Below are 26,528 nucleotides of genomic sequence, written 5' to 3'. Positions count from 1 at the left end.
AGGCAGGGCTGCGGGCGCAGGCGGGGCTGTGGCGGTGTCGATGGCTGCGGCTGCGGCTGTGTCGGTGGGCGTGGTGGCGTCGGGTTCGGGTGGGGAGAGCTGGCGGGTGTCCTCGCGGGGGGCGCCGGTGTCGGTGAAGCGGGCGTGGGCGAGGTCGGCGGTCAGGGCGACGGTGGTGAGGGGGCCCAGGTCCCGCTCGGTGAGGGTGAGTCGGGCGTGGGTGTCGTCGCGGGTGAGGGTGAGGGTGAGGTCGGCGGACAGGGCGGAAAGGAGGTGGGGGTCGTCGGTGTCCAGGGCGGCGAGGACCGGCAGGTGGCGGGTGCGGGCGAGGTGGGCCAGGGCCTGGACGGCGTCGGTGACGGCCTGGGGGCCGGACAGGGGCAGGCGGGGGTCGTGGACGGCCTGGAGGCGGTCGATGACCAGGAGGGCGAGACGGTCGATGTCGGGGACGGTGGAGGTGATCGCGGCGGTGTCGAGGTCGGTGCCGTCGTCGATGAGGAGCGGGGCGCCGCTCAGGAGCCGGGTGGTCTCGGCAACGGCCTGGCGCTCGTCGGGGGTGAGGGCTGCGGCGCGCAGCCGGCGGTAGTCGACGGGCGTGTGGGCGGCGATCAGGCGGGCGGCGACATCGGCGCGGGTCAGGCCGGAGGCGGCGTACAGGACGGGGAGGTGGCCGGTGAGGGCGGTGGTGCGCGCTGCCTGGGTGGCCAGGAGGCTGGCGCCGGCACCGGGCGCGCCGGCGACGAGGTAGAGGCGGCCGGCCTGCAGGCCGCCCAGCGCCTGGTCGAGGGCCGTGAGGCCGGTGGGCAGGCCGGGCAGCCGGGCGGGCGCGTCCGGGACCTGGCCGGCGCCGGCGGAGGCGGGGGCGGGGAGGTTGGCCAGGGCCTCGGCAAGCGGGGCCGGACGCCGCGGCACGGGCCTGGGTGCGGCCGCTGCCGGACCGGCAGTGGGTTCGGCGGCCGGCGCGGACGGCGCGGACGGCGCGGTGGGGCCGGGCAGGGATGCGCGGGCGGCCTGGCCCGTGGGCCCGGTGGCGGGTGCCGGGACCGGCTCGGATGCGGGTACGGGTGCATCGGCAGGCTGGTCCTGGTCCGCCGGTGCCGGGCCGGCGGACCGTGCCGGTGCTGGGCCGGCGGGCCGATGGGGCGCGGTGTGGGGGATCAGGACGGCGACGGGGGCGGCGTGGCGGTGCAGAACCTGCGGGCGGCCTTCGGCGGCGTGCTGGACCAGCTCGCCGAGCTTCTTGCGGGCCTGTGCGGTCGGCCAGGCAGGCGCGGCCGTGAGATCGCAGCCTGCTTCCTCGGCAGCCTGAGGTGACACCAGCAGCGCCTGGAACTCCCGGCCGTCGTTCTTACGAGTGAGGCGCGTGGGGCGGCCCTCACCCGCAGCCTTCACCAGCTGCGGCAGCATTCCGCGCGCCTCATGTACCGTCGACGGCACCGGCCCGGCCAGCGGTACACCCTCGTCAGACACTCCAACGCCCCTTCTTCTGGGCATAGTTCACCAGGAACGGTACACATTCCCGGCCTTGTAACGCCAACAGTACCGGTACAGATATCGCGTCCGGTACAGAAACAGGGCGCGGCCCGGGGCGGCGTGAGTCCAGGCGGGCCAGGGCGCTGGCCACGCTCCCGCCGTCACCTGAGGGCCGCACCGGGCGAGCGGGTCAGCATCGCGGGCGTATCGCCGCCACACGCACAACCGCCTGCACGCCTGCCGCCGGGCCGCCTGCACGCCTGCGCGGCGGCCCGGCGTGCAGGCGAGGCCCGGGCGAGGTGAGCGGCTCTGTGCGGCGCGCCGGGGAGATCACCGAATCGGATCGCTTGGCGTGCTGTGGCATTCGGCATCGCCGGCCTGGCGGCCCCTTGGTGGCGCCTGCGAGCGGGCTACGAGGCCCGCGGCGCTGCGCTGCAGGGGTTCGCGGACGTGCGCGGGGCGATGCCGGACCTCGTGCGCGGACGTGCGCGGGGCGATGCCGGACCTGGTTCAAGGCCGTGGGACGGGCGCTGCGTATGCAGCCGGGCGAGGGCAGGATGACCTCGCTCGTGGTGCCGGTGCTGCGGGGTGGCTGGGTGAGACGGCGGACAGCATGCTCACGAGCCGGGCGTACGGCGGGTCGGCGAGGCTCTTTCAGGCGCTCGGGGCCGCATGATGCCCGCGTCGTCGAGCAGTTGGCCCGGCGGCGGGCCCACAGCCGCTCCCGGGGCAGGAGGGGAGCCAGGGCCCCGGGAGAAGGCCGGGGAGAAGGAGGGCCGCGGGGAGGGCGGTACGTCCGCTTCGGCGAAGGCGCTGCTGAGGCTCTCCGCACCGCGTGAGCCGGCCGCGTCGGCGGCGTTCGTCGAGCTGGGGGTCCTCGACCGGCGAGCACGAGCACCGGCGGCGCGGCGGCGCGGCATCGAGGCTGCCGTCATCGCCGGTGAGGACGGGGATCTCACGTGCGCGGGTGGTGCGCACCCCGGCGTGTGCCGGGCGGGATCTTCCATCCCTCACTCAGGTGGATTCGGCCTGGTGGGGGTGGCCGGGGCGCGGCGTGGCGTGCCTAACTGGCTTGCAGGAGACGGGAGTTCCACCTCGGTGTGAGAGGAGGTGACCGCGGTGCAGGAGACGCTGGAGAGCATCGGGACCGAGGACGTCTACGAGCCGCCGCTGCTGGCCGAGGCCGGGCAGTACGCCGAGCTGACCCAGGGCGAGTTCGGGGACTGGCCCGACTTCCCGGTCGGCCTGTGGCTCTGACACGCCCGACGGGTGCCGGTCCCGGCCCGTACGGGCCGGGACCGGCGCCCGGTGCCGCGCCGCCGCGCTGTCACCCGTCGCCCACCTGGGAGAAGCCGATGGGGCCCACTTCGGCCTGCTGGTTCGTTGTCCTTCCCGACCGGGACCTCACACCCGGCCTCCTGGACCGGCTGCGGGAGGCCGCCCGCCCGGCTGTGCTGCGCATCGTGCCGCATGCATCGGGCCGCCCGTGGCCGGCCGGCCGCTGGCCCCAGGAGGGGGAGCTGACCGTCTGCACCGTGGGTGACGTGCGCCTGGCGGTCGCCGGGACGTGTTCCCTCGAGCCGGCCGAACTGGCCGCGCGGGCCCGGCAGATCACCGACATCGCGCACATCGAGCCGGCCCTTTCGGGTGCCCACGGCTGCTTCCACGTCCTGGCGTCCGTCGCCGGGCACAGTTACGTGCGCGGCAGCTTCTCCGGACGGCGGCGGGTGTACCGGGCCGAGACCGGCGGCGCCACCATCTGCGCCGACCAGGCCCGTGTCCTCGCCCGCCTGACCGCGGCCGGGCTGGACACCGCGCAGCTGGCGCTGCGGCTCGCCGGTGACAGCGTTCCCCATCCGCTCGCCGGGGGTGCCCTGTGGCGGGGCGTGCACGCCGTACTGCCCGGCGCCGCCGTGGAGCTGGCGCCCGGCGGCGCGGTGCGCACCCGGCGCTGGTGGCAGCAGCCCGCGGGCGAACTGCCGCTGCCTCAGGCCGCGGCCGGACTGCGCCAGGCACTTGGCCAGGCGGTCGCGCTGCGGGTCCGGCCACAGGAACTGGTGGGCGCGGACCTGTCGGGCGGCATGGACTCGATCTCACTGTGCTTCCTGGCGGCACAGGCCGGCGCCCGGCTGGTCACCGTCACCCTGGCCGCGGGCGCACCCACCAACGAGGACCGCCTCTACGCCGCCCGGGCCGCCGGGCACCTGCCCCGCATCGCGCACCTGGTGTTCGAGCCGGCCGATGTGCCCGCCCAGTTCAGCGGGCTGGACCAGGACGTCGACGGCGGTGACGAGCCGTCGGTGACGCTGCGCGCGCGGGTGCAGCAGCAGTACCTGGTCGAGCACATGCGGGCACGCGGGGCGCGGCTGCGGCTGTCCGGTCACGGCGGGGACCAGGTCGTGCAGTCGAAACCCTCGTACGTGCACGCTCTGCTGCGGCGCTCCCCCGCGGCCGGGCTGCGGCACGCGGCCGGGTGGCGTGCACGACGGCGCCGGCCGCTGGCGGCGACCGCACGGCTGCTGCTCGACCGCGGCTCGTACGCCACCCGGCTCGCCGAAGCCGCTGGGGTGCTGCGCACGCCCGTGGGCCGCGACGACCTGTGCTGGGGACTGAGCCCGCATCTTCCGCCCTGGGCAAGCGAGCAGGCCCTCCAGCTGAGCGGGGAACGGAGGCCGTGAGGGCGAGTGCACCGCCCGCAGACCGGCGGACGGCACGTGTTCACGGGACTGCCACACTTCCACAACGGCCTTCTACGGCACGCCCTATCCCGCACACAGACGCTACGCCCGCACCGGGCCTGCCCGGCATCATCATCACAAACTCCCTACAGCCGGACGGCCGTTCCAGACGCCCGGCCCCACGGACTCGTCACAGGCGCCGCCAGCGCGTTCTCGTGACCAGGCTTCGACCACACCGCCGAGACGGCCCTTGCTCTGCCGCGGCGGTGGTCCTGCTCGGGTTCAGGAGCAGCAGCCTGAGCTGTCCGTGCCTGCGCTGGGCCGTCCGCTGTGGAGGTCGTCGTCGTGGCCTGCGGCGATCCGTGCCCATTGCGCGGTCGGCCGTCCGTCCATGCGGAACTGCTGGCCGAGCGTCTCGTACGGCTGCGGCCAGCCTGGCGGGGATTCCTCCCAGGTCTCCTGCCGGCCATAGACGGTCATGTCGAGGATGCCGTAGGACGGCGCCATGGGTTCGACACCGCGTCCGGTGGTCCAGTACGTCTCGTAGACGCGGTCCCCGTCACGGAGATAGCACGCCTTCATCCCGAAGTGGCGGCCGGCGAGGAGCCGTTCGTGCGACTCGGCGGGCACCGAGTACCAGGGCATGTCCCAGCCCATGAAGCGGCGATAGCGGTCGGACTCCTCGTAGGGGCCCTGGCAGAAGACGGCGAAGGTGACGTCACGCTGGTGCAGATAGGACAGTTCACGCACCTGGCCGGTGAAGAAGGTACAGCCCTCACACTGGTCGGCGGCGGTGTGGCCGTCGTGCCACATGTGATACGACACGAACAACTGGGTGCGGCCCTCGAAGACGTCAATGAGGGGAACGTGCCCCTTGCCTCCGACGAGCGGGGCCGACGGGTCCACCTCGGTCATGGGCAGCCCTCGCCGGGCGGCGGCGATTGCGTCGCCCTCGCGGGTGTGCGCCTTCTCCCTCACACGCAGGGCGTCGATCGCGGCCAGCCACTCCCGGCGGGAGACGACCGGCGGCTTGCTCACATAAGTCATGGCCCTACTGACTCGGCAACCCGCAAGAAATCATCGGTGGAGCCCGTGGCAGGCGCTACTGGCCGCCATCTCGCCGGATCGCACGGACCGTGACGACGCCCCCGATTCCCCCTTGGCTGAGCCCCCGACCAAGCAGGGCCGAAGAGCAGGACCAGGGACTTTCAAGCAGGCCATCAGCTCCACTACCGCGATGGGCACACCGACGCGATCGAGCAGGCCCGCACACATCCGGTCACCCAAGGCGACAGGCATCGAGGGCGCCTACGCGAAGGGCGGAGTCGGGGGGCGGATCGACTACTTCCGCTGCAGCCACTTCGTCCCTGTTCCGAGGTCGACTCCCTGGCCGAGCTGAACGCGCTGGTCGATCGCTGGGACGAGGAGGACGACGCCCGGCGGATCCGCTCCCGTCCGCGGACCACCGGCGAGTACGCCGCTGCGGAACAGCCCGTGCTGACGCCGTTGCCGGCCGAGCCCTTCGAGACGGGCCGGACGTTCGCGCTGCGAGTGGACCGCTACAGCCAGATCAGCGTCCGCACGTCTACTCCGTGCCGGTGCGGCTGACCGGAAGGCGGGTGCGGGCGATACTGCACGCCTGCGAGCCGCTGCTCTACGACGAGGGCGTCGAAGTCGCCCGGCACGAACGGCTGATGACCAAGGCCGGATCCGGCTGGTGCTGGACCATTACCTGGAGGCGCTGGTCCGCACACCGTGAGCCCTGCCCGGGGCGACCGCGCTGGAACAAGCCTGTTCCGCAGGGAAGTTCACCCCCGGTCCACGACACCTGGTGGGCCGCTGCGTGCAGGGCACACGGCGACCGGGACGGCATGGAGAGCCCTGACCGAGGTTGTGCTGCTGGGCCGGCACCTGCCGCACGAGCATCTGGTCGCCCACTCGCCGCGGCCCCGCTGGCGGGAGCGATGACCTCGGACGCGGCCGCACCGCAGGCACGCGGAGCGGCGCAGGCCGACGACACCTCGGCCCCGGCGCCGCCCGAGCCTTCAAAACCGGACTGGTTCCGGCAGCCAAAGGCACGTCGCTCAGCGCCGCCCTCAGCGACCGTCTGCCCCCGATGCTCGCCAGCCGGGCGCTGCAGGGACTGGCTGCCGGCGCCGTCCCGCTCGCCCATCAGCATCATCCGCGACGAGCTGCCCCCGGAGCGGCCTGGTTGCGCCACCGCGCTGATGAGCGCATCCCTCGGCGTGGGCGCCCTTCGGTCTGCCCGTAGCCGGGGCCGTCGTAGACAAGCACGGTCCGCAGGACGGCAGGGCGCACCGGGCCGGTGTCCCCGTCCGCGCGGCAAGCCCTCGCAGCCGCCCCCGCTGCTCGCCGGCGGGCCCGTCTTCGCATCGGGGAGACCCGCACACCGCAACCCAAGGAGCTGCCCTTGGCCTTGCTCGGCATGCGGCAGTTGTGTCAGGCCGAGGCCGGTCGAGCCCTCGTCGTCGGCCCCGCCATCACCGGCGTGTGCCAGCGCGCGCGGTCGGCCATCGAGCCGCCGGTGGGGATGGAGCCGCACAGGAGGTGGAGGTCGGCGACGGTGACGTCGGGGTGGATGTCGCCGTCGGCCTGTCCGGCCTCGATCAGGCGGGCCAGGGCCACATCGGCTCGGTCCAGGGCGCCGGACCGGACACCGTCGGCACCGAGGGTCTGGGCGGCGGCCTTGACGGCCTGGTTGGCGGCGCAGGCGTCGACGACGCGGGCGAGGTAGGCGGAGAGTTCCTCCAGGGCGTTCGCGCCGTCGTCGAGGCGTCGGCCGGCGGCTTCGGCCTCGTCTGCGACTCGTTCGATGGAGGCGGCCACGGCCGAGGCGACCAGGTCGGTCTTGGTGGGGAAATGCCGGTACAGCGTGCCGACAGCCAACACCCGCACTACAGACGCAAACGACCTCTCAGAGGGCGGTTCGTAAGGTGATGTCCGTTTGCCACTGAGGTGAGGCCGGTGTAAAGGAGCGCGGTCAGGTCCGCCGAGCAGATGGGAGCGGGCTGAAGACCATTCTCTAGAGGTTCCACCAAACCCAGCGTTGGGAGTTACCTCCGGTGCACGTCGCGGTGGTGACAAGGTTGTTCGCCGTCCGCGCGAGGCACTTGCGGCTCACGTAGTTCGTGATCGTCGCACCGGCCGAGTGGGAACTGGTGTCGATGAACCACATTGCTGCGGCGTCGTCAGCGAGGCAGTTCTTCATGGTCAGTTGGCCGTTGCGCAGCGTGAGGCACAACCCGGTTGCTCTCTGCCGCAGCGCGGTGACCTCGTAGTCGTCGTCCCAGTACCACTGCTGGTAGGTGGTGCCGTTGCATCCGAAGACGTACGGGCCGTAGTCGGCCCGGAAGTCCAAGCACGACCCCTCCGGGGCCTGGTTCTCGAAGGAGGTTCTTTGTGGAATCGCGCTCGCCGGTGTACTGCTCAGGCCCACCGCGAGCCCGACGACCGCCCCTACGGCGGCCAACTTCCTCAAAAACATATGTCCCCCTCTGCTCGGCGTATTTAGGCCGAGACGCTACCGATATGCATCCCCGACGAGTGCGAAGTGAGCACACCTCCACCATCACTTCCCAATACCCCGGCTGCCTCCCCTACCGGAACCACCAGTACCTCCCGGACCCGCCCGGCCACCGGTGCAGCCGAGCCGCGAGCTCACCGGGAAACGGACACCAGCTCACGAACCTCCCTGTCAGAGGATTCGCTGCCAGTGAGCCACCTTCTGCTTCGTCAACCGCTGCTGATCCGGACCAGCACTTCCAGGATTCGACTCTGCACATCCGCGCTTGTGGAGCGCTCCGCGAGGAACAGCACGTGCTTGCCGGCAACCAGTAGGTCTCGGTCAGCCTGGCTCATATCGGCCGCTGTGTAGACCGCTGATGGGGTATGGCCGAGTTGGCCAGTGCAGCGTAGGGCGTCGACAAGACCCGTGCGTCGCCTGATCGCAGTCGTCTTGAGGCCCATGACCACGAGGTTCGGCCGCATCTGACCGGAAAGTGTCACGGCGTCGTCGGTGTGAAGGGCACGTGCGACCTGCATCCCGCGCCGTTCGAGCATCGATGTCAGTGCGATCACCACCTCTGTCCGCTCCTCAAGGAGGAGCACCCGGGGTGGATGCTGCTCGCTGTCCCGTGGGGCCAGCACCTTCAGCAGCACCGCCGGATCGGCCCCGTACGCCGCCTCCTTCCGAGCCTGCCCCAGGCCAACCGTCATCAGCAGTGGAACCTCGGCCGCCACGGAGGCCTGACGCAGCGACTGCAAGGCAGTCCGGGTGAGCGGACCAGTCAACGGGTCGACCAGGACAGCAGCCGGACGCGCGGCCGGCTGTGCGTCGATCTCCTCCCGCGAGCACACGAGGACCGTCCGGAAGCCGGAGCCACTGAGAGCCTGTTCGGCGGCAGCGTCCCGTGCGGGCCATACCAGGAGCGTGGGTGGACGCCCCGGCTGCGCCGGTCGCGGCTCGCTGGGGGATCGTGGGGCCTTTTCCGCGCGCAGCTGCCGCGTACGCATCCGTGCGCTGGCCGAGCAGTGGACAGCTGCCCGCATTTCAACGGATGGAAGGAGCACGTCGTCCGCAGATGCCGGGCGGCAATGACTGTTCTGCGGCAAGCCAGACCTTCTGCCTGATGGCGGCCTGAGAAGGCACGGATCCCGGTCAGGCGACCTGGTCAGCCTTGCTGCGGGCCCTCCGGCGGCGCCGTACCGCGTACACCGCGCCGCCGCCGACCGTCACGGCCGTGCCGCCGGCGAGGGCGAGCCAGGGAAGCGCGGAGCAGGTGGCGGCCGATGCCCTGCCCGTGCCGCCGGTTTGCGGGCCGGGGGTGGTGTTGCCCGACGTGGAGGCGGTCCCGTTCCCGGGGGCCGCGCCGGGCTTGTGGATGCGGAAGAACGACTCCCTGCCGACCGTCAGCCTGCACCTGCCGTCCGCTTCCGGGCGCAGTATCTGCACGTGGATGCCGCCCTTGGATGTCTCCTTGAGGGGTATGGCCGCGTTGACGCGCAGGCGGAGCGGGAACGTGAGCGTCTCACGCGGGGCGACGCCGGCCCTGGGGAGTCGGTCGTGGCCGATCATCTCCGGGTCGAGCTGAAAGGTGAGGTCGACCCAGACACGCGACGTCGGATCCTGACGCTGAACATCGACGTACTGCGGGATCACCCGGGCTGATGAGTACATCTCCTCCGGGTCGACCATGCGATCGAGCGCGTTCCTGAAGAGGGTGAAGAACAGGTCCTCGAAGGTTGAGTCCGTGAGGTTTTCGACACGCAGAGCGAAATCGTGCCAGCCGCTGCCTGCCGTGATGTCCGAAGGCACACCGGAGAGAGTGACCTTCAGGCTGCCATGGTCCCGATCCGACGGCCAGTACCGTTCACAGTCCTCCTCGGTCCAACGCGGCGGGGATGCGGAGGCAGAGGCGGCCTGCGTCGGGGATGCCGGCAGGGACACGGCCGGCGACGGCGGCTGTGCCGGAGAGGCGACTTCGGGAGCGGACGCGGACGAGAAGGGCGCGCCGGACATGATCGGAGCCGTGGGCGTCGGCGTGTCGGCAGCATGTGCGGTGGTGCCGGTCAGCAGTGCCGCCGGGAGCAGCACGGCGGCGGTGACAAGAAGCAGCTGACGGCCTTTCATGATCACACCTCGCATGCGGGCCCATTGCACTACCTGTGTGACCGCTGTAACTCCAGGCCGGTTGCGGTGGCCCACCCTCGCGTCACCGGACGTTCTCCCCGACGTCACTGTCGCCCCCCGCCCTGCCAAGAGCCTTTGGCCGGGCGGATCTCCCTGGCCAACTGCCCCACTCAGCGGGCCAGCTGGCCTTCCGGCACTCAATGACCCCGAGCCGACGGCACGTCGTGGTGCCGCAGGCGGTCCAAGTACGGGCAGCGAGAACCACAGTTGTGCGACGCGCATGCCGCTCTGCCTGGTGGACAGCAGCGTGCAGAATTCTGATCGAGAGAAGGCCAGGTCAAACAGCCTGTCATCCCAAACGCGCAGCTCACCTGGGGCCAGCAGGGGCCGTGACCGGAAAACCCGAGTCTTCGGGTTGCCCAGGGGTCGTAGGCTGATGGTGCCCGGGGTAGTTGCAGAGGTCAGTCATGCCCCGAACGATCTGGTCAGGTGCCATCAGTTCCGGCCTGGTCACTTCTCTCAACCAGAACGCTTTCGGGCAGCGCCGGGTCAGCTCGTGGCGGGGATGCCGAGCTCGGCGAGCAGACCGCGCACACGCTGCTCGACCTCGTCCCGGATCGGCCGTACGGCGGCGACGCCCCGGCCGGCGGGGTCGTCGAGCCGCCAGTCGTCCTCCTCGCCGCCCAGGCACCGGCCGCGAACACCTCATGGGCACGCCTCGCCTCACTCACCATCACCACGACCACACTCTGCCTGGCACTGGCGCTACACACCCACCACAACCCACCCCGCCGACCACCAAACCCCCACAAGCCCGAACCCCACCTCGCCGAAACCCCGAAGACCGGCAGGGACGGACACTGACCGCCGAGACCTGGCGGGTCCGGCGCTCACCTCGGCGACACCCCGAAGACCGTCAGGGGCCGCCGGTGCAGCGCGCCGTGCACAGCCCGCCAGCCGTTCGGCGAGATAGCCACCGACCGGCCCCTGCACCGGCCGATCGTGACGTACATCTGAAGCACACGCCCGGGCGTGAAGCGCAGCACCGCTTCGTGGGCCGTGGGACCGGGGCCGCCATATGTACGCTCAAGTCACCTGCTCCGACCGTCAGTTCACGCTCCGCAGTCGCGCAGCAGTGCATACCGGGGCCCCGGGGACGACCGGATACCCTGCGCGAGACAGCAGCCTGGTCAGGGAGACGAAGCGTGACCGACACCAGCAGCACCCGGCCCGCCGACAGCGACGCGCCAGCTCCGCGGCGGAGCCGACTGCACCGCCTGATGCGCTACATCCCCTTGATCGCTCCCGTCCTGCTGTGGACCGTGCCCTGCTGGGTGCTTCTGTACACCGGCCAGCACTGGCCGCTGCCAGTCACGCTGGCCGGCACCGCGCTGCTCGTCCTCGGCCTCGTCGGAATGCCGCTCGCGATGGTGCGCGGCCACGGCCGGCGCCAGCAGGACCGGGCGGCGATCCTCGGCGACACCCTGCTGGGCACGAGCTGGGTTCTGTTCACCTGGTCCGTTCTGCTCGGCGTCTTCCTGCGGCTCGCCCTGACCGTGGCCGGCGTCGGCGAGAGCCAGGACCGGGCCCGCATCGTCACGTGGGCCGTCCTCGGCGTCAGCGCCGTACTGCTCGCCTGGGGGTACGCCGAAGCCCGCCGCGTGCCACGGGTGCGCCGCCTCGAGGTGCGACTTCCACGGCTGGGTACCGGGCTGGACGGCCTCCGCGTCGTCCTCATCACCGACACCCACTACGGCCCGCTCGACCGCGCCCACTGGTCGGAACGGGTGTGCGAGACGGTCAACACCCTGGAAGCCGACCTGGTCTGCCACACCGGCGACATCGCGGACGGCACAGCCGAACGCCGCCGCGCACAAGCCGCCCCACTCGGCACCGTGCGGGCCACCCGGGCCCGGGTATACGTCACCGGCAACCACGAGTACTACAGCCAGGCCCAGGGCTGGGTCGACCTCATGGACGAGCTGGGCTGGGAACCGCTGCGCAACCGCCACCTGCTGCTCGAACGCGGAGGCGACACCCTCGTGGTCGCCGGCGTGGACGACGTCACCGCCGAGTCCTCCGGCCTGGCGGGCCACCGCGCCCACCTCGCGGGAGCCCTGAACGGCGCCGACCCCGGCCTGCCCGTCCTGCTGCTGGCACACCAGCCCAAGTTCATCGACCGGGCGGCAGCCGCCGGCATCGACCTCCAGCTCTCCGGCCACACCCACGGCGGCCAGATCTGGCCCTTCCACCACCTGGTCCGCATCGACCAGCCCGCCCTCGCCGGCCTCAGCCACCACAGCCCGCGCACCCTCCTCTACACCAGCCGCGGCACCGGCTTCTGGGGCCCGCCCTTCCGCATCCTCGCCCCCAGCGAGATCACCCTGCTCGTGCTCCGCTCCCCGCACCCGCCCACCTCGCCATAGCACAGGGCCGGCCAACACATCCGGTTGGAACAGTCCACAAGCCGAGGGACGCGGCGCCGACAGACGACCAGGACCGCCCGCCGAAGCCAAGATCCCGACCATTCCCGGACCGACGGCTCCAACAAGCGGGCATACACGCCCAGCACGTCGCAACCACGCCGACCGACGCCCAGCCCGCCCCCCGGCGCTCCATGGAACCCGCGCCCACCGACAGGGGCAGCAAACAGCAAACAGCAAGCAGCAAGCAGCAAGCAGCAAGCGAGCCTCGGCTTCCCGGACAAATCGGCAACAGCCAGAATGCTTCCGCGAAATTCACGCCATGCCGACGGCCGCCATCACAGCAGCCGAGACTCGCGCCCGGGCCAGGCCTCCCGAAACGCAACTCCGGGCCCGACACAAGCCCACTCCGTGCAACGCTGCGGGCCTCACGGCCAAGGAGGCGTGAGGCCCGCAACACCTACGCCCGGATACTGTCCGGGAGAATCCCGGGTGGTGCCCCGCCGCGGTGTCGGATCCGGTCAGTCCGCCGGTGTCAGTGCGACCTCGGCGCTGCCCGAGAGGGACGGCAGGCCGTCAGGGGGCGTGTCCGTGTAGGTGGCGTTGAAGACCGCCTTGAGGTTGTCCGAACCGGCATGACCGCCGTCCACGAAGGTCTTGAACGAGCCGGAGCAGCCGTTGCTGGAGGACAGCGGGTGGCCGTGTGTGTCGTGGCCGAGGATGAAGGAGACGGTGACCTTCGCGCAGTTCACCGGCTGGTCGTCGGTGACGGTGACCTGCCAGGTGACCGTGTCACCCCAGTGGAACGGGGTGCCGCCGTGCGAAGCCGGGTCGGTGGTGAGGGAGACGACCGGCGCCTTGTTGCCGACCACGACCGGAACCGAGGCGGAGGCCGAGCGGCCGGTGCTGTCGGTGACCTTCAGCGTGGCGTCGTAGACACCGTTCTTGTCGAAGGTGCGCTTCGGGTTGGCCTCCCTGGAGTCCACGGTGCCGTCGGCGTCGAAGTCCCAGGCGTAGCGCAGGGCGTCACCGTCGGCGTCCTTGGTGCCGGCGCTGGAGAACTGGACCGTCAGCGGGCTGGTGCCGTTGGTCACGTCCGCGGCGACCTTGGGCTCCGGGGTGCGGTTGCCCCGCGTGAAGTCGATGCGGGAGAGCTGGGCCTCGGGCAGCTCGGCGAAGTACCCGGTGCCGTATTCGAGGACGTACAGGGCGCCGTCCGGGCCGAACTCGGCGTCGATCGGGCCGTCCGTCTTGATCGAGGGGATCGCGTCCTCGATCTTCTGCACCTCGTTCTTCCTGCCGAGGGTGATGGCCTTCATCTGGTCGCGGGTCCACTCGTAGAAGAGCGGCTTGCCGTCGAAGTACTGGGGCCAGCGGTTGGCGGCCTTGTTGTATTTGTCGTAGCGGTACGCCGGGCCGCCCATGGGGCCGATGCCGCCGGTGCCGAGCTCGGGGAACTGTGCGGAGGCGCCGTAGCCGTAGACGATCTCCGCGTCCTCGACCGGGGGCAGCTCGCTGCGGCCGGTGTTGTGGCGGGAGTCGTTGACCGGCTTGGCGCAGTTGAAGGCGCCGCTGGAGGTCTGGGTGGCGAAGTCGTAGTCCTGGTAGGGCTGGTCCTGGGTCACGCAGAACGGCCAGCCGTAGTTGGCGGGGCGGTCGATGACCATCCAGCGGCCCTGGCCGGCGGGGCCACGGCCCGGGTTGGCGGTGCGGGCGTCGGGCGAGTAGTCGGCGACGTAGAGTTCGCCGGTCCTGTCGTCCACTCCGAAGCGGAAGGGGTTGCGCAGGCCCATGGCGTAGATCTCGGGGCGGGTCTTCGCCGTGCCCGGCGCGAAGAGGTTGCCCTCGGGTATCGCGTAGCCGCCGTCGCGCTTGACCTTGATGCGCAGGACCTTGCCGCGCAGGTCGTTGGTGTTGCCCGCGGTGCGCCGGGCGTCGTAGGCCGGGTTGCGGTCGGGGCGGTCGTCGAGCGGGGCGTAGCCGTCGGAGGAGAACGGGTTGGAGTCGTCGCCGGTCGACAGGAACAGGTTGCCCTTGTGATCGAAGTCGATCTTGCCGCCGACGTGGCAGCAGATGCCGCGGTCGGCCGGCACGTCGATGATCTTCTGCTCGGTGTTGTAGGCGAGCTTGTTGCCCACGAGCTTGAACCGCGACAGCCGGGTGAACCCCTTGTACTTGGCGAAGTCCGCGGCGGTGCCGAACTGCGGTGCGTCGCCCTCGTTGACGCCCGGGGTGGCCGGGTCGTCCATCGGGGTGTCCAGGCGGGGCGAGTAGTAGAGGTAGACCCAGCGGTTCTTGGCGAAGCCGGGGTCGATGGCGATGCCCTGCACGCCCTCCTCGTCGTGCTGGTAGAGCCCGGCGGGGCTCTTCTTCATGTCGGCGGCAAGGAAGTTGACGCCGCTCTCGGGGTCGTGGATGCGGACCTCTCCGGTGCGCGCGGTGTGCAGCACGCGCCGGTCGGGCAGCACGGCCAGGGCCATCGGCTCGCCCGGGCGGTCGTTGAGGGTGACCTTCTGAAAGGCCGACGGGGACGGCGGTACGGGGTCCGATTTGGCGGCCTGGGCTGCGGGGAGAGGCAGAAGCCCGATGGCTCCGGCCAACACAGCCGCCCCCACGAGGGTGACGATCCGTCTGTTGCGCACTCAGAACTCCTCTGGTCCGGCCAGCGGGTGAAAAGGCAGGCGAAATGCGTGAGTTGGACGCTAGGGCGACCACTTTCAACTCGTCAAGGACAAAGTTTCAATCTCTTCGAGGAAAGTTTGTCCTGGTGTTTCATGCTTTTTCGGGCACGCCAGGGACCCGCCCGACGCCGCCAAGACGCGGGCCGGGCGGGCACCACGGGTGACGCCCCGTCAGTTACGCTCCGTCAGCTGCAGGCGCGCAGGGCCGAGAGGTTGTCGTAGCCGACCTTGGCGAACTCCAGGGACTGACCGGGGGCGGTCGTGCTCGGTGCGTTGTCCTGCTCGACCATCGGGTTGTGGTAGTTCTTCGCGCCCACCCGGGTGAAGAACCTGCGGTAGTCGATGTCGCCCGTGCCGAACGGCACCATGTCGTAGCCCAGTCCGCTCTGGAGGTTGACCACGCCGTCCTTGGCGTGGAAGAGCGGGAAGCGGTTGGTGTTGCGGACCACGAGTGCGGCCGGATCGAAGACGTCCTCGCGCTGCGAGCCGTCGTGGGCGGTGTACGTGTGGAACTTGTACTGGGCCACATGTGCCCAGAACACGTCCAGCTCCAGGTACACGTTCTTACGGTCCGTCACCTTCAGGAAGTACTCCAGCTTCCGGATGCCGGAGCTGCGGGTCGGCTTGCCCTGGACGTCGAGCGGGCCGCCGTCGAGCAGGAAGTCGTAGGCGGCGTCGTGGTTGTGGGTGTAGAGCTTGATGCCCTCACGGCGGGCGATGGCACCGAGGGTGTTCCACTTCTCCGCGGCGACGTCCCAGTCGGCCCGGTAGCGGGTGTTGGTGGGGTCGGCTCCGGTGCCCATGTGCTCCATGCCGAGGATGTTGGCGATCTCCAGGAAGCGCTTGAAGGTGTCCAGGTCCGACGGGGTCAGCGGCCAGGACGGCGGGATGAAGCCGTGGCTGCCCTGCGCCCGCAGCCCGTACTCGTCGAGCCAGGACCGCATGAGCCTCGCACCCTGGACGGTGCCCAGATCGGCGCCGCCGGGCGCGTTGGCGTGCTGGCCGTAGCCGGCGAACTCCACCTGGCGGTAGCCGAAGCGCGACAGCTGCCGGAACACCTCACGGAACCCGGAGGGCAGGTCGGAGGCGAGCGGGTCGCGGCCTATCGCGTCACGGACGGTGTAGAGGATGATGCCGCGCTTGTGCGGCGGGACCAGAGCGGAACGGCCCCGGTCCGCCACGGCGGCCTCGGATCTGTCCTGCGCCAGGGCGGGCGCGGCGCCGAAGACCGGGGCGGCTATCGCCGCGGCGGAAACGGCCGTGCAGGTGCTGAGGAAACGGCGGCGGCTGACGCCCAGTGCGCGGCGCAGGGCGTCGTCGGTGACGGCTTCGTCGTTGAACGCGGTCACAGTGGTTCTCTCTTTCGTTGTCGCGAGTGCTGCGGATGCGTGCCCGACGGCTGCCGCCTCAGGAGAGGCCGGCGAGCCGCAGGAGCAGGGACTTCACTTCGGTGGCCGCGACGCGGCCGGACACTGCGCGGGGGGTGGAGACCAGGACGAGCGGACCTTCGCCGTCGCTCGGAGGGCGGCGGCCGTGGCTGCCGCGGATGGGGGTGGGGTCAAGGGGTACGACGGCGAGCCGGTAGCGCATGCCGAGTTTCTTGCGGGCCACCGCCTTGGCCGCCTTGAGCCGCACGTAAGGATCCTCGGGATCCATGAACAGCTCGACGGGGTCATAGCCGGGCTTGCGGTGGATCTCGACGAGTCGCGCGAAGTCGGGGGCGCGGGCGTCGTCGAGCCAGTAGTAGTACGTGAACCAGGCGTCCGGCTCCGCCACGGCGACGAGCTCGCCCGCACGCGGGTGATCGAGCCCGTTGGCCTTCTTGCCGTCGTCGTCGAGGAGTTGCTCAATGCCGGGCAGATCGGCGAGGACGGCTCGGGTCGCCTCCAGGTCCTCCGGTCGGCGTACATAGACATGGGCGATCTGGTGGTCGGCCACCGCGAAGGCACGGGAGGCCATCGGGTCGAGGTACTCCATGCCGTCCTGCGTGTGCACCTCCAACAGGCCCGCGCGGCGTAGGGCGCGGTTGATGTCGACGGGGCGGCTCACGCGGGTGATGCCGTACTCCGACAGGGCGACGACGGTACGGCCCTCGGCGCGGGCGTCGTCCAGCAACGGGCCGATGACGGCGTCCAGTTCGGCGGCGGCCCGATGGGAGCGCGGGTCGTCGGGGCCGAAGCGCTGCAGGTCGTAGTCGAGATGCGGCAGGTAGCACAGCGTCAGGTCGGGCCGACGGGTGCGCATGATGTGGCGGGTCGCGTCGGCGATCCACTGGCTGGAGACGATGTCAGCGCCCGGCCCCCAGAAGTGGAAGAGGGGGAACGTGCCGAGTTTCTCGGTGAGTTCGTCGTGCAGGGCGGGCGGCCGGGTGTAGCAGTCGGGTTCCTTGCGGCCGTCGGAGTAGTAGATCGGACGGGGGGTGACGGTGATGTCGGTGTCGGCGCCCATGGCGTACCACCAGCAGATGTTGGCGACGGTGTAGCCGGGGTGTGCGCGGCGGGCGGCGTCCCAGAGTTTGTCGCCGGCGACCAGGCCGTTGTGCTGGCGCCACAGGAGTACGTCGCCGAGCTCGCGGAAGTACCAGCCGTTGCCGACGATGCCGTGCTCCGACGGGTGGGTGCCGGTGAGGAAGGTGGACTGCGCGGTGCAGGTGACGGCCGGGAGCACGGTGGACAGGTGCGCCTGCGAGCCGGAGGCCGCCAGCGCCTTGAGGCGAGGCATGTGGTCCAGGAGACGCGGGGTGAGGCCGACCACGTCGAGGACCAGGAGCGGAGTCGGGCCTGCGGCGTCGGAGGGGTGGTCGCTCATGGCAGCTCCTTCAGGCCGAGGTCGGTCAACAGGTCGCGGGCGAGGGTCAGTTCGGCGGCGATGCCGTCCACGAGCTGGGTCCTGGTGCGGGGGCGCAGTTCGGGCGGGAGCGCCTGCCAGGTGTAGGTCTCGACCTCGAGGTGACGCGTGCGCGGCACCACGCCTCCCACCAGCAGGGCCAGGGCCTCCTGAAGCACGTGCAGAGTGGAGGTGAGCGGTGGGGCGGGCGGGGCGTGCAGGGGGACGTGGAAGTGCGCGCGCCAGGGTGCGACGTCGGGCAGGGCATCGCCCGCAATTGCCTCGGCGAGGTCGTCGGTACCGCGCAGTCCACCAGGGGTCAGCGTGCGGGTCTGGTGCAGAAAGCGCGGTTCGGCGAAGGCGCCGAGGGCCTCGCGGACCTCCGGTCGACGGGGTTCCTCGGCATGCAGGGCCGCCGACAGCTGGGCCTTGGGGATGGCGACGCCGGCCGCCCCGAGCGCGGTCAGCGCCGTTGCCGGGTCCTCGAAGGACGTGGCGAGATGGCAGGTGTCGACGCACACGCCGATGCGGTCGCCGGGCAGGGCGGTGAGCGGTCCGATCGCGTCCGCGGTGGTCTCCACCTTGCACCCGGGCTCCGGTTCCAGGGCGATACGGATCGATTTGCCGGTCAGCTCCTCCAGCGCGTCGAGCCGCCCCGACAGCATGGTCAGCGCAGCACCCGCGGTGGCGGCGGCGCGCTCGTCGAAGCCGGTGCGCCAGGCGAGCGGAAGTGTGGAGATGGTCCCCTCGGTGACATCGTCCGGCAGCAGCGCGGTCAGGAGCCGGGCCAGGTCGGTGGTGTGCGCGAGACGTTCGGGATCGGCCCAGTCCGGCTGGTAGACGCGGTACTTGACCTCTTCGGCGCCGAACCCCTCGTAGGGGAATCCGTTCAGCGTGACGACTTCGAGGCCGCGCCGGTCCAGCTCGGCGCGCAGGCCGCGCAGCGTCACCGGGTCGGTGATCAGTGCCCGTGCGGCGTCCTTGGCGAGCCACAGGCCGATGCCGAGGCGGTCGCGTCCCAGGCTCTTGCGGACCGGCTCGCAGTGGTCGCGCAGTTGGGCGAGGACACCGTCGAGGGTTTCGGCCGGGTGGACGTTGGTGCAGTAGGCGAGGTGGACGGTGGAGCCGTCGGGGTGGCGGAAGCGCATGCCCTACTCGCCCCCGCGCAGGATCGAGTTGCCCTCGTGCAGGCTCTGCGTCTGCGGGACCGGGACGTCGAGGCGGAGACGGCCGCTGAGCCCGTAGAAGGCGACCGGGTTGCGCCACAGCACCCGCTCGACGTCGTCCTCGCCGAAGCCGGCCGCGAGCATGGCGTCGGCGACCTTGCGGGTCTTCAGCGGGTCGCTCTTTCCCCAGTCGGCGGCCGAGTTGACGAGAACCTTCTCCGGGCCGTACTCCTTCAGGACGGCGACCATGCGGCCCTCGTCCATCTTGGTGTCCGGGTAGACGGAGAAGCCGAGCCAACAGCCGCTGTCCTTGGCGTGTTTGACGGTCGTCTCGTTGAGGTGGTCGAGCAGCACCCGCTCCATGGGCAGGCTCGACTCGCGGACGACGTCCACGGTGCGGTCGAGACCGGCGAGCTTGTCACGGTGGGGCGTGTGGACGAGAGCGGGCAGGCCGTGGTCGGCGGCAAGCTGGAGCTGGGCGGCGAGCGCGGTGCCCTCGGCCGGTGTCATGGAGTCGTAGCCGATCTCGCCGACGGCGACGACACCGTCCTTGACCAGGTAGCGGGGCAGGGCGTCCAGGACCGGCATGCAGCGCGGGTCGTTGGCCTCCTTGGGGTTGAGGGCGATGGTGCAGTGGTGCGCGATGCCGTACTGGGCAGCACGGAAGGGCTCCCAGCCGAGGAGGGCATCGAAGTAGTCGAAGAACGAAGCGGGCGAGGTGCGGGGCTGCCCGAGCCAGAAGGAGGGTTCGACGACGGCGCGCACACCGGCGGCGTACATGGCCTCGTAGTCGTCGGTGGTGCGGGACGTCATGTGGATGTGCGGGTCGAAGATGCGCATCACAGCTCCTTGGGCTCTTCGCCCGTCAGGTTCAGCACGCGACCGAGGTCGTCGGGGACGTCACGGCCGGCGGCTGTTCGCTCGGCGGCATAGTCGGTGAGCATGCGGGCCAGTTCGCCGTCGCCGGCCGCCCGCTGCGCCAGGCCGGCGACGGCGTCGAGGGGGACGCCGGTGAACAGGCACTTCAGGACCGCGTGCCGCCAGGCGTGCGGTTCGAGGTGTGCGGCGGCGTACGGGCCGACGGCGGCGGAGATCAGCCGGGTGTCGTTGCTGCGCAGAGCGTCCTCGACGAGGTGCACGGCGTGTGGTCCTTCGACCAGGGCAGGCAGCGCCCGGAGCACGGCGCGGCGTTCGGCTGCGCTGCCGTGCCGGTAGAGCCGGGTCAGGGTCTCCAGTCCCGCCCGGGCCTCGACCAGGAGCAGCGCACGGACGGCGTCCGCGTTGTCGTGGCCGCAGTGCCGCCCGGCGGCGGCAAAGCGCAGCTCCCAGGGGTGGGCGAGGTACGGGGAGGGGGCCTGCGGTGGCGCCTGTGCCGCGGCCGCGGCGTCGGCCAACGCCTCGTCGAACCAGGCGCGCGCGGTGTCGTCGGGCAGTGCCGCACTCACGTCGTCACGGGTCCGGAAAGAGGGCTGCGTCATGATGCCGACGCTCCCTTCGTGCTGGTGGCCGGCACGGCCTGGAGGAACTCGAGGGAAGACCGGGCCAGTTCAGGCCCGGCGTGGGAGTGGCGGGGCAGTTCGACGACGGTCAGACCCTGGTAGCCGGTGTCGGCGAGGGCCTCCAGCACGGGCGGGAAGTCGATCTCGCCGTCGCCGAACGGCAGATGCTCGTGCACTCCGTGCCGCATGTCCTCGATCTGCACATGCCGCAGCCAGGGCGCGGCCGCGCGGACACACGCGGCGGGCGGCTCCGGCTCCAGGCACTGGCAGTGGCCGATGTCGAGGGTCAGGCCGAGGGAAGGAGGGCTGCCGAGCGAGGTGCGCAGGTGATGGAAGTCGGCGAGGGTGGCGAGCAGGTGGCCCGGTTCGGGTTCGATCGCCAGCGGCACATCGGCGGCCGCTGCGGCGTCGAGCACGGGCGCGAGTGCCTCCTGAAGGCGCTGCCACGCGGTGTCGTCGTCGGTGCCGGGCGGCGTGATGCCGCTGAAGCAGTGCACGGCGTGGGCTCCGAGGTCCGCCGCGACCTGGACCGCCGTGATCAGCAGCCGGGTGCGGGCGGCACGGCCCTCGGCATCCGCGTCGAGCAGCGACGGACCGTGCTTGCGGCGCGGGTCGAGCACGTAGCGGGCGCCGGTCTCGACGGTCGCGGTGAGGCCGAGGGCGTCGAGCCGATGGGCGACGCGGGCGGTACGGGCGGCGAGATCGGGTGCGAGCGGGTCGAGGTGCATGTGGTCGAGCGTGAGTCCGACGCCGTCGTAGCCCAGGTCGGCGAGCAGGCCGAGGGCGTCGTCGAGACGGAGGTCGGTGAGGCCGTTGGTGCCGTAACCGAGGCGGAGTCGCTGTCGGTTGCTCATGTGGGGCTCACCTTCCGTGCGAGCGCGCGGGCCATGGGTACGAGCCCCAGCACGGCGAGAGCGGTGACGTTCGCCCCGGACCGGGCGGCGAGTGTGGCCTGGAGCGGGATCAGGGCGCGGATCCCGCTGCCGACGGCGCGCTGTGTGAGGGGCGGGGACGGGTTGAGGGCGGCGTGCAGGCAGGGAAGGGCGGTGGTACGGACGTACGCGGCGGCCGTCAGTGCCGGGAAGATCCCTGTCGTCGTCGCCCGTGTCCGTGCCAGCAGCAGGCCGAGCGTGGTCGTCGCGCCGAGGGCGGCGAGGGGGGTGAGCGGGGAACCGCCGTGCGTCTCGTGCCGCGAGACGGCGGTGACGGCGTAGGTGTGGGCGGCCAGCGCCAGGGCGGGGGACGCAGTGCGGAGGGCGGCATCGGACACGGACGGAAGTCCAGGTCCGCTTGGTCGGTTTGGTCCGGTCCTCTGGTCCTGACGGGACATCAAGGCAAGTCCCCGTCCGCTCCCCTGCCCCTCGCGGGCGGCCGCTGACATGGTGGCCGTGGCGCCGAGCACGAGGTCCAGGGCGCGGGCCGCGGCCATCGCCGCGGGGGCCGCGGGGGTGTGCTTCAACCGGAGGTCGTACGCCCAGACGGTGGCGGTCAGTGCCGATGCCACCGCGAGTGCGGGGCGGCCCGCGCGAGCGGCGAACGTCAGCCCGGCCGCGGTCAGAAGGCCGGCCGCGCCCAGCGCCGCCGTCGGGGAGATACGGCCGGAGGGGACGGGTCGATGGGGGCGCTCGACGGCGTCCTCGTCGCGGTCGGCCCAGTCGTTCAGCGCCATACCCGCCTCGTAGAGGCAGAGCGAGGCGCCCACGGCGTACGCCGTGCCCCGGTTGGCCCGCAGACCGGTGGCCGCGGCGCCGGCGAGGGCGTCGCCGGGAACGGTGAACAGGGCAGAGACGCGGAGCAGTTCGGCCCAGTCCCGCAGCCGCGCCCGTCGCCCGCGCCCCGGTACGGCCCCCACGGGGCGCTGACCGTTCCCAGGCCGGGCAGGCTTCGGGGTGCGCACAGGCGCGGGCGGGGCGAGGCGGAGCAGAAGGGAGCGGATCACCGCGCCTCCCGCAGGCGGTCGGCGAACGACAGCAACGCGGTGAACTGCTCCGAGAGACCCGACGGGCCCGCGTCGGGGTCCTTGAAGTAGAAGCCCAGTTGCGGGAGCGGACCGGACAGGCCCGCCTCGTAGGCGCGGGCGACCAGGCGGGCCAGATCCAGGACCAGCGGTGCGGCCAGGGCCGAGTCACAGCCCTGCCAGATGGTCTGGAGGATCATGCGCGAGCCGAGGAAGCCCTCGAAGGCGATGTGGTCCCAGGCGGTCTTCCAGTCGCCGAGCACCGGTACGTCGTCGATGTGCACTTCGCCCTGCGGGGTGTGCCCGAAGGTGTCGGTCAGAACGCGTTCCTTGCCGGCGTTCTTCGCCGCGGCCGCGCCGGGGTCGGCCAGCGCGGCCCCGTCGCCTCCGCCCAGCAGGTTGGTGCCCGACCAAGCCCGTACCTCCAGGGCGCGTTGGACGAACATCGGGGCGAGCACGGCTCGCAGCAGCGTCTGGCCGGTCTTGCCGTCACGGCCCGCGTGGGGAAGTCCGCCGGCCGCGGCGGCGTCCGTGAGGGCCGGGGTGCGCAGCCCGGTGGACGGCGTGAAGTTGACGTAGGGGCAGCCGGCTCGCACGGCGGCGGCCGCGTAGAGGGAGCTGGGCGGCAGGCCGGTGCCGTCGAACGGCGGAGTCTCGGTGACCATGCCGGTGGGCGGATGCAGTCCGGCGGTGATGGCCGCGCATCCGGCGACGGCGGTGGTGGCCACCGAACCGCGGGCTCCGACGAACCAGACGCCGGTGCGTGGGGTCCGCTCGCCGGTCTGGGGCTCCGAGCCGAGCTGGGGCTCCGATGCGTTCCCGTCGTTGTTCACGGGCTGCCTCCCTGCCATGTCGATGTGCCGATGTGCTGTGGAGGACGGTGGGTGGGGGCTCGGGGGTCTCCCACCCACCGCCGGCATATGGGCGGCTTTGGCCGCGGCCTGGGAGGACTGCTCCGTGGTGGGCGCGGTTACGGCGTGCAAGTGGGCGGCAGAGGGCCGCCGGTGAGAAATGCGGGATACCTGGGGGCTCTTGGCCCTGCGCTGCGCGGGACGTCCTCAGTAAGTCGGTCTCGTGGCCGGGGTGCCGTACCACCTGATTGCGCCGTCAGTACCGAACCACTGTGTGGTTCCTGTGCACGAAAGGGACCGTAGCCCCGTTCGTCCTTGACGGGAACCCCTTGTGCACGAAGAAGGCGAACTTCTTCCAGGGCCAGGACAAAGCCGTATCGGGGCAGCCCGGATGTGCCCGGTGGCCTACCTGCCACCGGGCGGGTCGGCTGCGCCCCGCGCTCTCGCGTGGGAGCGTCTAGTTGTCGCCGCCTCCGAAGGCGGCATCGAAGGACGCCGTCGGGGGTTCGAAGTCGTACGCCTTCAGGCGGGTCAGCGCCTCCGGGGCGCCCTGGAGCCGGTCCATGCCGGCGTCCTCCCACTCCACGGAGATGGGCCCCTGATAGTCGATGGAGCGCAGCATCCGGAAGACGTCCTCCCAGGGGACGTCACCGTGCCCGGCGGAGACGAAGTCCCAACCGCGACGCGGGTCACCCCACGGCAGATGGGAACCGAGACGGCCGTTGCGCCCGTCGAGACGCTTGCGCGCCTCCTTGCAGTCCACGTGGTAGATACGGTCGCGGAAGTCCCACAGGAAACCGACCGGGTCGAGGTCCTGCCACACGAAGTGCGAGGGATCGAAGTTCAGCCCGAAGGCAGGACGGTTCCCCACCGCCTCCAGCGCCCGCTGAGTGGTCCAGTAGTCGTACGCGATCTCGCTGGGGTGGACCTCGTGGGCGAACCGCACGCCCTCCTGGTCGAACACGTCGAGGATCGGGTTCCAGCGGGTGGCGAAGTCCTCGTAGCCGCGCTCGATCATCGACTCGGGCGCCGGCGGGAACATGGCGACCAGGTGCCAGATGGCGGAGCCGGTGAAGCCGATGACGGTGTCGACGCCGAAGGCGGCAGCGGCGCGCGCGGTGTCCTTGACACGGTCCGCGGCCCGCCTTCGTACCCCTTCCGGATCGCCGTCACCCCATACCTCGCCCGGCAGGATGGCCTGGTGGCGTTCGTCGATGATGGCGTCGCAGACGGCTTGGCCCACGAGGTGGTTGGAGATGGCCCAGCACTTCAGGCCGTACTTCTCCAGGAGTTGCTGCCGGGACTTCACGTATCCGGGATCGGAGAGGGCCTTGTCGACCTCGAAGTGGTCGCCCCAGCAGGCGAGTTCGAGACCGTCGTAACCGAAGTCGCGGGCCAGTCGGCAGACCTCCTCCAGTGGCAGATCGGCCCACTGACCGGTGAACAGGGTGAACGGGCGTGGCATGGTGCCTCCGAGCGTGGTTCCTGCCGGATCTCTACCGGACTTCGGCCTCGACGGCCTGGACAGGGGTGTAGACGGAGTTCTTCTCGGCGCTCTCCTCCACGGCGGCGAGCACCCGTTGCACCTGCAGACCGTCGGCGAACGACGGCATCGGGTCGGTGCCGGACGCGATGGCCTCGACCAGGTCGCGGGCCTGGTGGACGAAGGTGTGCTCGTAACCGAGGCCGTGGCCCGGGGGCCACCAGCCCTCCAGGTACGGGTGCTCCGGCTCGGTGACGACGATCCTGCGGAACCCGGCCGTGGCGGCGGGCTCCCGGTGGTCGTGGAAGGACAGCTCGTTGAGCCGTTCGAGGTCGAAGGCGAGTGAACCGAACTCGCCGTTGATCTCCAGCCGCAGGCCGTTCTTGCGTCCTGTCGCCATCCGGGTCGCCTCGAACGTGGCGAGCGCCCCCGAGGAGAACCGACCGGTGAAGACGGCGGCGTCGTCGACGGTCACCGGCCCGCGCCGGGCGCCGCCGGAAGCGGTCAGGCCCGAGGAGGCACCGTCGAGACGGGGGCGCTCCTTGACGAAGGTCTCCAGCTGGGCGGAGACGCCGACCAGCACCTCCCCCGTCAGGTACTGTGCGAGGTCGACGATGTGGGCGCCGAGGTCGCCGAGCGCCCCCGACCCCGCGTGCTCCCGCTGCAACCGCCACGTCAGCGGGAAGTCCGGGTCGACCAGCCAGTCCTGGAGGTAGCTGACCCGCACGTGGCGCAGCGTGCCGAGCCTGCCGTCGCCGATGAGCCGACGGGCGAAGGTGAGAGCGGGCACGCGCCGGTAGTTGAAGCCCACCATGGCCAACTGCCCGCGCGAGCGGGCCGCTTCGGCGGCCGCGACCATGGCCTCCGCCTCGGCGACCGAATTGGCCAGCGGCTTCTCGCACAACACGTGCTTGCCCGCCTCCAGCGCCGCAATCGCGATCTCCGCATGGCTGTCGCCCGGTGTGCAGATGTCGACGAGCTGTACGTCGTCGCGGGCTATGAGGGCACGCCAGTCGGTCTCCGCCGCGGCCCAGCCGTGCTTGTCGGCGGCCGCCCTCACGGCGTGCGCGTCACGGCCGGCTATCGCGGCCAGGACCGGCCGCAGCGGCAGGTCGAAAACGTGCCCTACGGTGCGCCACCCTTGGGAGTGCGCGGCGCCCATGAACGCGTAGCCGACCATGCCCACACCGAGTGCGGGTGGTGCGATCCGGCTGTCCCTCTGTTCCATGCGGATTCCTCCTCGTCGGAGTGTCACTGACTCATCGCTGTCTTGGCGGGACGCGTGGCCCGGCCCGGTCAGATGAAGCCGGTCGGCAGGTACTGGTCGACGTTGTCCTTGGTGACCACGGCCGAGTAGAGCGTCAGCGAGGACGGGATCTCGAACTCGGCGAGGCCGCCGACGCCCTTGCCCTGGCCGAGCGCCCGGGCGAGATCGATGGCGGAGGCCGCCATCGTCGGCGGGTACAGGACGGTCGCCTTGAGCACGCTGTTGCCGGCCTTGATGGCGTCCATCGCGGACTTGGCGCCCGCGCCGCCGACCATCAGGAAGTCGTCACGGCCGGCCTGGTCGATGGCGCGCAGCGCGCCGACGCCCTGGTCGTCGTCGTGGTTCCACAGCGCGTCGAAGCTGGACTGGGCCTGGAGGAGTTGGGCCATCTTGGCCTGGCCGGACTCGACCGTGAAGTCGGCGGCCTGACGGGCCACCTTCTTGATGTTGGGGTAGTTCTTCAGGGCGTCGTCGAAGCCCTTGGTGCGCTGCTGGGTGAATAATTGTCAAGACCTGTGGACGGGAGCCGCACCGACCCAGTGGTGATAGGCGTCTACGTCGACGTTGCTGCCGC

At 71.2% G+C, this 26,528-nt stretch carries 20 protein-coding genes and 2 pseudogenes; 3 read left to right on the top strand and 19 right to left on the bottom strand.

Annotated features, from left to right (window positions below; translation table 11 throughout):
- On the bottom strand, nucleotides 1-1,470 hold a 1,470-nt coding region (locus L0P92_RS45280; protein ID WP_308289754.1), incomplete at its 3' end, for a type II toxin-antitoxin system prevent-host-death family antitoxin.
- Between the two features lie 1,113 nt (nucleotides 1,471-2,583).
- Here L0P92_RS45280 and L0P92_RS24490 point away from each other — a divergent pair.
- Entirely contained in the window at nucleotides 2,584-2,730 is a 147-nt protein-coding gene (locus L0P92_RS24490) for a lasso RiPP family leader peptide-containing protein (RefSeq protein ID WP_234765073.1), read from the top strand.
- A gap of 98 nt (nucleotides 2,731-2,828) precedes the next feature.
- Nucleotides 2,829-4,151, top strand: coding sequence for an asparagine synthase-related protein (locus L0P92_RS24485; protein ID WP_234765068.1), 1,323 nt, complete (start codon nucleotides 2,829-2,831; stop codon nucleotides 4,149-4,151).
- A gap of 282 nt (nucleotides 4,152-4,433) precedes the next feature.
- Here L0P92_RS24485 and L0P92_RS24480 read toward each other — a convergent pair whose 3' ends face one another.
- The 6 genes and pseudogenes from L0P92_RS24480 to L0P92_RS24455 form a co-directional block, all read right to left on the bottom strand.
- Nucleotides 4,434-5,198 (bottom strand): DUF899 family protein, encoded by a 765-nt coding sequence (locus tag L0P92_RS24480; RefSeq protein WP_234765067.1) that lies wholly within the window; start codon nucleotides 5,196-5,198, stop codon nucleotides 4,434-4,436.
- 1,413 nt (nucleotides 5,199-6,611) lie between these two features.
- Complete coding sequence (locus tag L0P92_RS24475; RefSeq protein ID WP_234765065.1) at nucleotides 6,612-7,058, bottom strand: TetR/AcrR family transcriptional regulator; 447 nt, start codon at nucleotides 7,056-7,058, stop codon at nucleotides 6,612-6,614.
- Nucleotides 7,059-7,194: 136 nt separating this feature from the next.
- The gene (locus L0P92_RS24470) at nucleotides 7,195-7,656 is read right to left on the bottom strand and encodes an RICIN domain-containing protein (RefSeq protein WP_273634089.1); all 462 of its coding nucleotides are present in this window, start codon (nucleotides 7,654-7,656) and stop codon (nucleotides 7,195-7,197) included.
- Between the two features lie 248 nt (nucleotides 7,657-7,904).
- Nucleotides 7,905-8,435, bottom strand: a complete 531-nt coding sequence (locus tag L0P92_RS24465; RefSeq protein WP_308289753.1) for a PleD family two-component system response regulator — start codon at nucleotides 8,433-8,435, stop codon at nucleotides 7,905-7,907.
- A gap of 394 nt (nucleotides 8,436-8,829) precedes the next feature.
- Complete coding sequence (locus L0P92_RS24460) at nucleotides 8,830-9,801, bottom strand: hypothetical protein (protein WP_234765061.1); 972 nt, start codon at nucleotides 9,799-9,801, stop codon at nucleotides 8,830-8,832.
- 549 nt (nucleotides 9,802-10,350) lie between these two features.
- Nucleotides 10,351-10,470: pseudogene (locus L0P92_RS24455) on the bottom strand (phosphotyrosine protein phosphatase); the annotation flags it as partial.
- Nucleotides 10,471-11,006: 536 nt separating this feature from the next.
- Between L0P92_RS24455 and L0P92_RS24450 the strand changes: the two are divergent.
- On the top strand, nucleotides 11,007-12,227 hold the full coding sequence (locus L0P92_RS24450; protein ID WP_234765060.1) for a metallophosphoesterase: 1,221 nt from the start codon (nucleotides 11,007-11,009) through the stop codon (nucleotides 12,225-12,227).
- Between the two features lie 518 nt (nucleotides 12,228-12,745).
- Here L0P92_RS24450 and L0P92_RS24445 read toward each other — a convergent pair.
- The 12 genes and pseudogenes from L0P92_RS24445 to L0P92_RS24390 form a co-directional block, all read right to left on the bottom strand.
- Nucleotides 12,746-14,866, bottom strand: a complete 2,121-nt coding sequence (locus tag L0P92_RS24445) for a PQQ-dependent sugar dehydrogenase (RefSeq protein ID WP_234765053.1) — start codon at nucleotides 14,864-14,866, stop codon at nucleotides 12,746-12,748.
- A 224-nt stretch (nucleotides 14,867-15,090) separates the two neighbouring features.
- Nucleotides 15,091-16,254, bottom strand: a complete 1,164-nt coding sequence (locus tag L0P92_RS24440) for a sugar phosphate isomerase/epimerase family protein (RefSeq protein WP_234765052.1) — start codon at nucleotides 16,252-16,254, stop codon at nucleotides 15,091-15,093.
- 58 nt (nucleotides 16,255-16,312) lie between these two features.
- Nucleotides 16,313-17,713 carry an alkaline phosphatase family protein gene (locus L0P92_RS24435; protein ID WP_234765050.1) on the bottom strand — a complete coding sequence of 467 codons (1,401 nt, stop codon included), beginning with the start codon at nucleotides 17,711-17,713 and terminating at the stop codon, nucleotides 16,313-16,315.
- Nucleotides 17,710-18,879: a metabolite traffic protein EboE gene (gene eboE / locus L0P92_RS24430; protein WP_234765049.1), complete on the bottom strand. Its 1,170-nt coding sequence runs from the start codon at nucleotides 18,877-18,879 to the stop codon at nucleotides 17,710-17,712. The genes L0P92_RS24435 and eboE overlap by 4 nt, the downstream gene beginning before the upstream one ends.
- A 3-nt stretch (nucleotides 18,880-18,882) precedes the next feature.
- Nucleotides 18,883-19,737 (bottom strand): TatD family hydrolase, encoded by an 855-nt coding sequence (locus L0P92_RS24425; protein WP_234765047.1) that lies wholly within the window; start codon nucleotides 19,735-19,737, stop codon nucleotides 18,883-18,885.
- Nucleotides 19,737-20,375, bottom strand: coding sequence for an EboA domain-containing protein (locus L0P92_RS24420; protein ID WP_234765045.1), 639 nt, complete (start codon nucleotides 20,373-20,375; stop codon nucleotides 19,737-19,739). The genes L0P92_RS24425 and L0P92_RS24420 overlap by 1 nt, the downstream gene beginning before the upstream one ends.
- Entirely contained in the window at nucleotides 20,372-21,250 is an 879-nt protein-coding gene (locus tag L0P92_RS24415) for a sugar phosphate isomerase/epimerase family protein (RefSeq protein ID WP_234765043.1), read from the bottom strand. The genes L0P92_RS24420 and L0P92_RS24415 overlap by 4 nt, the downstream gene beginning before the upstream one ends.
- Nucleotides 21,247-22,335, bottom strand: a complete 1,089-nt coding sequence (locus L0P92_RS24410) for an SCO3242 family prenyltransferase (protein WP_372497315.1) — start codon at nucleotides 22,333-22,335, stop codon at nucleotides 21,247-21,249. The genes L0P92_RS24415 and L0P92_RS24410 overlap by 4 nt, the downstream gene beginning before the upstream one ends.
- Complete coding sequence (locus tag L0P92_RS24405) at nucleotides 22,332-23,204, bottom strand: inositol-3-phosphate synthase (protein WP_372497314.1); 873 nt, start codon at nucleotides 23,202-23,204, stop codon at nucleotides 22,332-22,334. Before L0P92_RS24405 ends, L0P92_RS24410 begins: the two co-directional genes overlap by 4 nt.
- A gap of 457 nt (nucleotides 23,205-23,661) precedes the next feature.
- On the bottom strand, nucleotides 23,662-24,669 hold the full coding sequence (locus tag L0P92_RS24400; RefSeq protein WP_234765041.1) for a sugar phosphate isomerase/epimerase family protein: 1,008 nt from the start codon (nucleotides 24,667-24,669) through the stop codon (nucleotides 23,662-23,664).
- A gap of 31 nt (nucleotides 24,670-24,700) precedes the next feature.
- Entirely contained in the window at nucleotides 24,701-25,915 is a 1,215-nt protein-coding gene (locus L0P92_RS24395) for a Gfo/Idh/MocA family protein (RefSeq protein WP_234765040.1), read from the bottom strand.
- Between the two features lie 68 nt (nucleotides 25,916-25,983).
- Nucleotides 25,984-26,451: pseudogene (locus L0P92_RS24390) on the bottom strand (substrate-binding domain-containing protein); the annotation flags it as partial.
- Between the last annotated feature and the right edge of the window lie 77 nt (nucleotides 26,452-26,528).

The organism is Streptomyces muensis (assembly GCF_021474425.1).
Classification (GTDB): Bacteria; Actinomycetota; Actinomycetes; order Streptomycetales; family Streptomycetaceae; genus Streptomyces; species Streptomyces muensis.
This window is presented reverse-complemented; position numbering and strand designations above follow the sequence as displayed.

Bases quoted from the DNA above. Each gene is read 5' to 3' on its own strand.
- L0P92_RS24485 (WP_234765068.1), top strand. From the start codon at position 2,829: ATGGGGCCCACTTCGGCCTGCTGGTTCGTTGTCCTTCCCGACCGGGAC.
- L0P92_RS24480 (WP_234765067.1), bottom strand. From the start codon at position 5,198: ATGACTTATGTGAGCAAGCCGCCGGTCGTCTCCCGCCGGGAGTGGCTG.
- L0P92_RS24470 (WP_273634089.1), bottom strand. From the start codon at position 7,656: ATGTTTTTGAGGAAGTTGGCCGCCGTAGGGGCGGTCGTCGGGCTCGCG.
- L0P92_RS24460 (WP_234765061.1), bottom strand. From the start codon at position 9,801: ATGAAAGGCCGTCAGCTGCTTCTTGTCACCGCCGCCGTGCTGCTCCCG.
- L0P92_RS24435 (WP_234765050.1), bottom strand. From the start codon at position 17,713: ATGAGCGACCACCCCTCCGACGCCGCAGGCCCGACTCCGCTCCTGGTC.
- eboE (WP_234765049.1), bottom strand. From the start codon at position 18,879: ATGCGCTTCCGCCACCCCGACGGCTCCACCGTCCACCTCGCCTACTGC.
- L0P92_RS24425 (WP_234765047.1), bottom strand. From the start codon at position 19,737: ATGCGCATCTTCGACCCGCACATCCACATGACGTCCCGCACCACCGAC.
- L0P92_RS24420 (WP_234765045.1), bottom strand. From the start codon at position 20,375: ATGACGCAGCCCTCTTTCCGGACCCGTGACGACGTGAGTGCGGCACTG.
- L0P92_RS24415 (WP_234765043.1), bottom strand. From the start codon at position 21,250: ATGAGCAACCGACAGCGACTCCGCCTCGGTTACGGCACCAACGGCCTC.
- L0P92_RS24405 (WP_372497314.1), bottom strand. From the start codon at position 23,204: ATGGCAGGGAGGCAGCCCGTGAACAACGACGGGAACGCATCGGAGCCC.
- L0P92_RS24400 (WP_234765041.1), bottom strand. From the start codon at position 24,669: ATGCCACGCCCGTTCACCCTGTTCACCGGTCAGTGGGCCGATCTGCCA.
- L0P92_RS24395 (WP_234765040.1), bottom strand. From the start codon at position 25,915: ATGGAACAGAGGGACAGCCGGATCGCACCACCCGCACTCGGTGTGGGC.